Origin of the sequence: Leucobacter sp. M11 (assembly GCF_035726885.1) — a bacterium.
GTDB lineage: Bacteria > Actinomycetota > Actinomycetes > Actinomycetales > Microbacteriaceae > JAPFRB01.
This window is the reverse complement of the sequence record NZ_JAPFRB010000002.1, coordinates 549,283-556,506: the sequence shown is the minus strand read 5'-3', so window position 1 is coordinate 556,506 and position 7,224 is coordinate 549,283. Positions and strand designations below refer to the sequence as shown.

Below are 7,224 nucleotides of genomic sequence, written 5' to 3'. Positions count from 1 at the left end.
TGACGACGAGGATCAGCGGCACGATCCAGCCGGACCAGCCGAGCACGGTCGCCTGCGTGGTGTCGACGGTGTGCCCGGCCTCCAAGAAGACATAGGAGAAGCCGACCGAGGCGTTCATCGCGCCGACGCCCATCGCGGAAGCGAGCGCCCCCTGGCCGATGACCGCGGGCCAGACCGAGTCGGAGCGGAGCCGCACCCAGGACAACAGCGCGCCGATGATGACGCAGAACACGATCATGAGCAGGATGCTCAGGATCGGTCCGGCCTGCTCGTAGTGATAGCCGAGGACCAGCAGCGGCGAGTACCAGAGGCCCCAGAGCACCCCGGTGATCACGATCGCGGGGATCGCGCCGAAGCGGCGGTACACCCGCGGGAAGAGGTAGCCGCGCCAGCCGAGCTCGGAGCCCGCGGCGGGCACGATGTTCACGAAGGCGCCGATGAACGCCCCGACGAACTGGGCGCCCACGAGCCCCTGGATGGGGAGCTCATCGCTCACCCCCTGCTGCTCAAGGGAGACCCGCATGGCCTCCTGATATCCGGAGAAGTTCTGGAAGTCCGCGTCGTACACCCCGAACAGGGAGCCGATGGGGAGCGCGACCAGCACGATCAGGACCATGCCGACGAGGGCGATCGCGACGTAGGCGATGAGTCGGCCCACCGGGCGCAGCGGCCAGGCGCCCAGCTGCGGCCACGGGTTCAGGAAGCCCTCGAAGTATCGCGAGACGAGGAGCGCGGACAGGCCGGGCGTCAGCATCATCAGGATCGACAGCGGCAGGAACAGCGGGCTGCGCAGGCCGCCCGTGAAGAACAGCGGCAGGGCCACGAGCCAGGCGAAGCCCATCGCCATCACGACGAAGAGGATCGGGCCGAGCCACGGGCGCTCGCGCCCGGGTTCCGCGGGCGACAGGGGCGCGGTGCGGCTCACGCCTGAACCTCCTCGGCGTTGCCCGGCTTCGGCGGCGGCGTTTTCTTCGCGTCCTGGGTCGGGAAGACGAGCTTCTGGATGATGATGATGCAGGAGGCGGCGACCGGGATCGCGACCAGGGCGCCGAGGATGCCGCCGAGCGCGCCGCCCGCGACCGCGGCAATGACCACGATCGCGCCGGGCACCGAGACGGCCTTGCTCATGATGCGGGGGCTCAGGACATAGGCCTCGATCTGCATGTAGACGAGGTAGTAGATCCCGGCGATCAGGGCCGTGACGGGCGAGGTGAGGAAGCAGGCCAGGCTGATGATGATTGCGGCCGAGATCGTCCCGACGAGCGGAATCAACGAGCCGAAGAACGCGATCAGGGCCAGCAGGGCGGGCATGGGTGCGCCGATGATGCTGAGCATGATGAAGCTGAGCACGCCGTTGACCAGGCCGAGGCTGAGCTGCCCGATGACGTAGCGGCCGACCGCGCCCGAGACATCCTCCACGATCTCCCGAAAGCCGGGGCGGCGGTAGGCGGGCACGAAGCGGGCGGCGACGCCCTTCATGCGGCGCAGGGAGGACAGGAAGTACAGGGTGAGGATGAACACGACGATGACGCCGGTGACGCCCCCGGCCACCCCCGCGCCGACGGCGAAGACGCCGCCGCCAATCTGCGCGATATTGCCCGGGTCCTGAATGAACTGGAAGGCCCCGTTCAGGGCGTCCTTGATGCCGTCGCCGTAGCGGTTGATGACGTCAGCGTAGAAATCGCTGTGCTGAATGTCGGAGATCATCCCCGGCACGTCCTCGACGAGGCTGGCGATCTGCTTGACGAGCACCGGGATGATGGCGAGGATGATGCCCGCGAAGACGAGGACCGCACCGATGACGACGGTCGCGATGGCGGCCCCGCGGGGGAGCTTCTTTTCCAGCCAGCTCACGAGCGGGTCGAGGCCGAGCGCGAGGAACAGGGCCAGGCCGATGTAGACGAGGACGGTGGACAGTTGGCTGACGACCGAGCCGATCAGCACGGCGAGGAGGAGCCCGAGGCCCCCCACGAGCCCCACCTGGAAGGGGGGCCGCCCGCCGAAGGGCACGCTCGTCGGATCGGTGCGGCGGACCGCGACCTCAGTGTCTCGCTCGATGGCTCTGCGTCTCATCGTCTTCCTCCCCTGCACCGCGGCGGCGCCGTGTGTTCGCCATCCTATGCCCGCGGTGTGCTCCCGGGCCACCGCCGGGCGCCACACACAAAAAAGCGCCACCCCTCAGGAATCCTGAGACGTGGCGCGAGGGGGCCGACGCGGTCCGGGGCTCCCTGCGGAACCCCGGACCGAGGGTCAGCGGTGCTAGGCGCGGGTCATGCTGACGCGGACCCGGTCGGTGCGACCGGGGATCGTCTCGGTGACCACGGTCCAACCGGCCTTCGTCAGCCGATCGAAGTCGCGCTTGGCGGCGCGGTCGATGCGGGCGGGCTCGGCGATGTACAGGGTACGGCCGCCGCCGCGGTAGACGGACAGGTGCTCGGCCCAGGCGGGGCGGGAGACCGAGGTCTCTCCGTTCAGCTCAGCCAGGGTGCGGTACGGGGTGTGCGGTGCGATGATCGTCGTTGTCATTGCGATTTCCTTTCTCTGCGGCGTCGCCGACCAAACTGCTTCGGTCGCGACGGAAACGCTGTGGGTGCCGCCTGACGGCGGCGGGTGCCCCGAGGGGCGTTGCGGTGCGGCGTGCTGGCCGCGGGTGTGCCCGGGTCGGGCAAAGGTGTCGCGAGGGCGCCATGTGGTTGGCGGACGCGCGAAGCCTGACTCGGCCGTGATCGAGCGGAGTAGTTCGCGATCTGGCGCAGGCGTGGAACGGAGAAACCGGTGGATGTCGCTCATGCATTGAGCGGGGCTTCGAAGTCGTTCCTCATAACCTTACGAGTAAAACCCCGATCTGTCACGCATTTGACGGCAATCACTCAGGAAGGCGGTCTCGCCCGGACCGCGGACGCCGGCGGAGCCTCGGAACGCCGTCGGGTCCGCAGACGACGAGACCCCCGCATCCGACGCGGGATGCGGGGGTCTCCGAGGGGCCGCTCGGCGGCGGGCTCAGGCGCAGCGGCTCCGGACGCGTGACGCGGCCACGGTCGTCGCGTAGCGCACCGCGGCCTCGGCGAGGACCTGGGTGGGATCGATGATGGGCACGGGCGCTTCGCGCAGCGCGAGGGCCAGGGGGAGCTCGGTGCACCCCGCGATGATTGCCTCGGCCCCGCGCTCGGCGAGCTCGGTGGCCACCCCGGCGATGAGCGCCCAGGTCTCCTCGTCCGTCTGCCCGGCTTTCACCCGGGCGATGCCGCGGCTGACCCGCTCCTGCTGCGCCTCGTCCGGTTCGACGACCTCAGCGCCCCGCTCGCAGAGCGCCCGGCGGTAGAGCCCGCTGCGGCGGGTGGCGTTGGTTCCCAGGACGCCGACCCGACTGCGCGGCTGATCCGCGGCGGTCACGCTCACCGCGGTCTCGTCGATCATCGACAGGAGGGGCAGCGGTAACCGCTCCCGGATGGGGACGAGGAAGGCGTGCGCCGTGTTACAGGGCACCACGAGGAAGTCCGCCCCGGCGTCCCGCAGCCGGGAGGCGCCCTCGGTGAGCAGGGGGAGCGGATCCGGGCCGCCGGTCAGCAGGGCCTCGGTCCGGTCCGGGATGGAGGGATCGGACCAGATCAGGGCGCGCAGGTGCTCCTGATCGGTCGCGGCCGGGGTGGCCCGAACCAGCTTGGCGTAGAAGTCCGCGGTCGCCGCGGGCCCCATCCCCCCGAGGACCCCGACGACCACCTCGGTGTGCGCCCCCCGCACGTCAGCGCACCCGGTCGAGGAACGCGCGGGTGCGGGCCGAGCCCTCGCCCGACAGCACCTCCGCGGGGGTGCCCCGCTCGAGGATGCGGCCCTCGTCGAAGAAGCTCAGCGTGTCGCCGACCTCCCGAGCAAAACCGATCTCGTGCGTGACCAGGATCATGGTCATGCCGCCCTCGGCGAGCGCCTTCATCGTCTCCAGGACCTCGTCGACGAGCTCGGGGTCCAGCGCGGAGGTCGGCTCATCGAAGAGCATGAGCGCCGGGTCCATCGCGAGGGCGCGGGCGATCGCCACGCGCTGCTGCTGGCCGCCCGAGAGCTGGTGGGGTTTCTTGTGCGCGTGCTCGGCGAGCCCGACCCGGTCGAGCTCCGCCCGTGCCCGCTCCAGCGCGCGCTCCTTCGGCAGCCGCTTCACGGTGATCAGGCTCCGCGCGACGTTGTCGACGGCGTCGAGATGCCCGTACAGGTTGAAGCGCTGGAACACCATGCCGATGCCGGAGCGGAACCGGGCGAAGTCCCGGTCCGTCCAGGGGTGGTAGCGGTTGTCGCGCAGCGTGTAGCCGACCTGCTCATCGCGCACGATGAGGCTGCCGCTGTCGACCGTCTCCAACGCGTTGATGGTGCGGAGGAACGTGGATTTGCCCGAGCCGGAGGGGCCGATGATGCAGCTCACCTCACCGGCGCGCACCTCGAAATCCACGCCGCGGAGCACCTGGTGCTGGCCAAACGCCTTCTTCACGCCGCTCGCGCGGACGAGTACCTCGGTCATCGGACGGTCTCCTTCGTACGGGACGCGGCGCGCTGGGTGGGGATCGCCCCGGTGGCCATGCGGATCAGGGTTTGGCTGAAGCTGGGCCCGCGAACCAGGCGGACCCGGTCCTGGCCGAAACGCTTTTCCAGCCGGGACTGGAGGAAGGTCGCGACGGCGGTCATGGCCATGTACCAGATGCTGGCCACGATGAGCAGCTCGATGATGAGGTTGTTCTGCTTGTAGATCTGGCTCGCGTTGGTCATCAGGTCGTTCCCCGCAACCACGACGATCAGGGACGTGGTCTTGAGCATCGAAATGAACTCGTTCCCCGTCGGGGGGATGATGATTCGCAGCGCCTGCGGGAGCACGATCAGCCGCATCGTCTGCGCGGAGGTCATCCCCCCGGCGAGGGCAGCCTCGGTCTGCCCGCGGTCCACGGCCTGAATGCCCGCCCGCACGGTCTCGGCGAAGTACGCGGCGAGGTTGAGCCCGAGGCCCAACAGCGCGGCGACCGAGCCGGAGATGAGCGTGTTCGTGTCCCAGCGCATCCCGATCTGCGTGAAGGGGATCTTCAGGGTGATGAAGGGCAGCAGGAACGCGAGGTTGAACCAGAAGATCAGCTGCACGAGCACCGGGGTGCCGCGGAAGAACCAGATGTAGCCCTCCGCCAGCACCCGGAGCACGGGATTCTTCGAGAGCTTCATGACGGCCAGGATGACGCCGAGCACGAGGCCGAGGATGGTCGCCGCGATGCTCACCCAGATCGTGACGACGACCCCGTCCAGGATCTTCTGGGAAAACAGGTACTCCCAGACCCGGTTCCACCGGATGTTCTCGTTGAAAATGACGATGCTCGCCGCCCAGGCGAACACGCCGAGGGCCAGGGCGCCGACCACCCATCGCCGCCAGTGCACGCTAGGGGCGATGGCGATCTCGTCGCCGCTCTGAGTGAGGAACGGCGTGGTGCGCCGGTGTGTGGATGCCACGGGGGAGCCTTTCTCCAGACCTCAGGGGTTACTTGCCGCCGTTGACGAGGGCCGTGTCGATGGCCATGCCCTCGACGTTCCACGCGGTGAGGATCTTCTCGTAGTCGCCGTTGTCGATCATCGCCTGCAGCGCGGCCTGGACGGCGTCCACGAGCTCGGTGTTCTTCTTGTCGATGCCGATGCCCCAGAGGCTCTCGTCGCCCTCGATCTGCACGGCGGTCTGCTCGTTCTCGGCGATCGCGGCGCGGGCGGCGGCGACGGGGTAGTCGGTGATCGTGGCAACCGCGCGGCCGCTCTGCACGGCGAGGTTTGCGCCGCTGTCCCCGTCGAACTTGAGGATCTCGTAGGGAGCCTCGCCCGCGGCCTCGCAGTCGGCGGAGAAGCCGTCGGCGAGACCGGCGGAGGAACCGCTGTCGACGACCGCGACGATCTTGCCGCAGAGGTCTGCGGGAGCCGCGATCTTCTCCGGGTTCCCCGCGGCCACGAGGAACGCGTTCCCCGCGGAGACGTAGTCCACGAAGGTCGTGGTCTCCTGACGCTCCGGGGTGTCGGTCATCGAGGACAGCAGCATGTCGTAGCGTCCGGACATCAGGCCGGGGATCATCGAGTTGAACTCCTGGTCGACGAGGGTCATCTTGAGCCCCAGGGTGCGGGCGATGCCGTGCGCGATGGCCGGGTCGACGCCGATGATGTCCTTCCCGTTGGTGCCCCACTCCTCCATGGGCGGGTAGCCGACGGAGGTGACGGCCTTGAGGCCCTCGCTGCGAATGGCGTCGGGGACGAGCTTGGCGAGTTCCTCGTTGACCTCGATCGACTCGAGCACGGACTGCGCGAGGTCCTCGTCGGGGACGGGCATGAACTCGACGGCCGCCGCCCGGCCGCCGTCGCCCGCGGGCTCGGTCTCCGAGAGGCTCTGGCCGCCGCACGCGGTGGTGCCGAGCAGCACGGCTCCGGTCAGCAGCGCGAGGGCGCCGGTGCGGAATTTGGTGGTGGTGGTGTGCAGCATTGCACGCTCCTTTTGTCTGTCCCGGCGGGGCCGGGCACGGGGTGGTGGTCCGAAAATGGGTGAGCGGGGCCGCGCCGAGGGATGCCTCGGCGGCGGGAGGGCGGGACGGGCTACCGGAGCGGTGGCCGATCCGAGTCGGCCTCGTAGCGACTGACGCCGCCGACGAGGGTGCGCAGGACGCGGATGTTTCGCAGGGAAGCCGGGTCCGCCTCGACGGGGTCGGCGTCGACGGCGATCAGGTCGGCGAGCTGGCCGGGGGCGATGCGACCGACGCGGTCTCCCCGTCCGGCGGCCCCGGCGGCTCCGGCGCTGTAGGCGCTCAGGGCCTCGGCAACCGTGAGGCGTTCCTCGGGTTCCCAGCCGCCTTCGGGGGCCCCGTCCGGGGTCTGCCGGGTCACGGCGGCGTGGATGCCGAAGAAGGGATTCGGGTCCTCGACCGGCGCATCGGAGCCGAAGGCCACCGTGGCGCCGCTGTCGAGGAGGGAGCGCCACGCATAGTTCGCCAGGCGTCGCCCGGACAGCAGACTCGTGCTCAGGGGGATATCCGAGGTGCAGTGCGTGGGCTGCAGGCTGGCGACGACACCCAGCCGGGCGAAGCGCGCGACATCCTCGGGGAGCAGGTGCTGCGCGTGCTCCACGCGGTGCCGGAGCCCGCGGGCACGGGTCTCCTCCCGGAGCTCCTCGTAGACGTTCAGGATGAGGTGGTTTGCGCGATCTCCGATCGCGTGGGTGGCCACCGCGAT

General features: G+C 69.6%; 8 protein-coding genes. All 8 read right to left on the bottom strand.

The window, feature by feature from the left end; genetic code table 11:
• On the bottom strand, positions 1 to 925 hold a 925-nt coding region (locus tag OOT08_RS06995; RefSeq protein ID WP_325091877.1), incomplete at its 3' end, for a CPBP family intramembrane glutamic endopeptidase.
• The gene (locus OOT08_RS06990; protein WP_325091875.1) at positions 922 to 2,073 is read right to left on the bottom strand and encodes an AI-2E family transporter; all 1,152 of its coding nucleotides are present in this window, start codon (positions 2,071 to 2,073) and stop codon (positions 922 to 924) included. The genes OOT08_RS06995 and OOT08_RS06990, both read right to left, overlap by 4 nt.
• Before the next feature lie 186 nt (positions 2,074 to 2,259).
• Positions 2,260 to 2,526, bottom strand: a complete 267-nt coding sequence (locus OOT08_RS06985) for a hypothetical protein (protein ID WP_325091874.1) — start codon at positions 2,524 to 2,526, stop codon at positions 2,260 to 2,262.
• Between the two features lie 474 nt (positions 2,527 to 3,000).
• The gene (locus OOT08_RS06980) at positions 3,001 to 3,741 is read right to left on the bottom strand and encodes an aspartate/glutamate racemase family protein (protein WP_325091873.1); all 741 of its coding nucleotides are present in this window, start codon (positions 3,739 to 3,741) and stop codon (positions 3,001 to 3,003) included.
• A gap of 1 nt (position 3,742) precedes the next feature.
• Entirely contained in the window at positions 3,743 to 4,507 is a 765-nt protein-coding gene (locus OOT08_RS06975; RefSeq protein WP_325091872.1) for an amino acid ABC transporter ATP-binding protein, read from the bottom strand.
• Positions 4,504 to 5,475: an amino acid ABC transporter permease gene (locus tag OOT08_RS06970; protein ID WP_325091871.1), complete on the bottom strand. Its 972-nt coding sequence runs from the start codon at positions 5,473 to 5,475 to the stop codon at positions 4,504 to 4,506. Before OOT08_RS06970 ends, OOT08_RS06975 begins: the two co-directional genes overlap by 4 nt.
• A gap of 28 nt (positions 5,476 to 5,503) precedes the next feature.
• Positions 5,504 to 6,481, bottom strand: coding sequence for an ABC transporter substrate-binding protein (locus OOT08_RS06965; RefSeq protein WP_325091870.1), 978 nt, complete (start codon positions 6,479 to 6,481; stop codon positions 5,504 to 5,506).
• A 110-nt stretch (positions 6,482 to 6,591) separates the two neighbouring features.
• Positions 6,592 to 7,224 (bottom strand): amidohydrolase (locus tag OOT08_RS06960; RefSeq protein ID WP_325091869.1); only part of this gene is annotated, 633 nt, incomplete at its 5' end.

Bases quoted from the DNA above. Each gene is read 5' to 3' on its own strand.
- OOT08_RS06965 (WP_325091870.1), bottom strand. From the start codon at position 6,481: ATGCTGCACACCACCACCACCAAATTCCGCACCGGCGCCCTCGCGCTG.
- OOT08_RS06975 (WP_325091872.1), bottom strand. From the start codon at position 4,507: ATGACCGAGGTACTCGTCCGCGCGAGCGGCGTGAAGAAGGCGTTTGGC.
- OOT08_RS06985 (WP_325091874.1), bottom strand. From the start codon at position 2,526: ATGACAACGACGATCATCGCACCGCACACCCCGTACCGCACCCTGGCT.
- OOT08_RS06990 (WP_325091875.1), bottom strand. From the start codon at position 2,073: ATGAGACGCAGAGCCATCGAGCGAGACACTGAGGTCGCGGTCCGCCGC.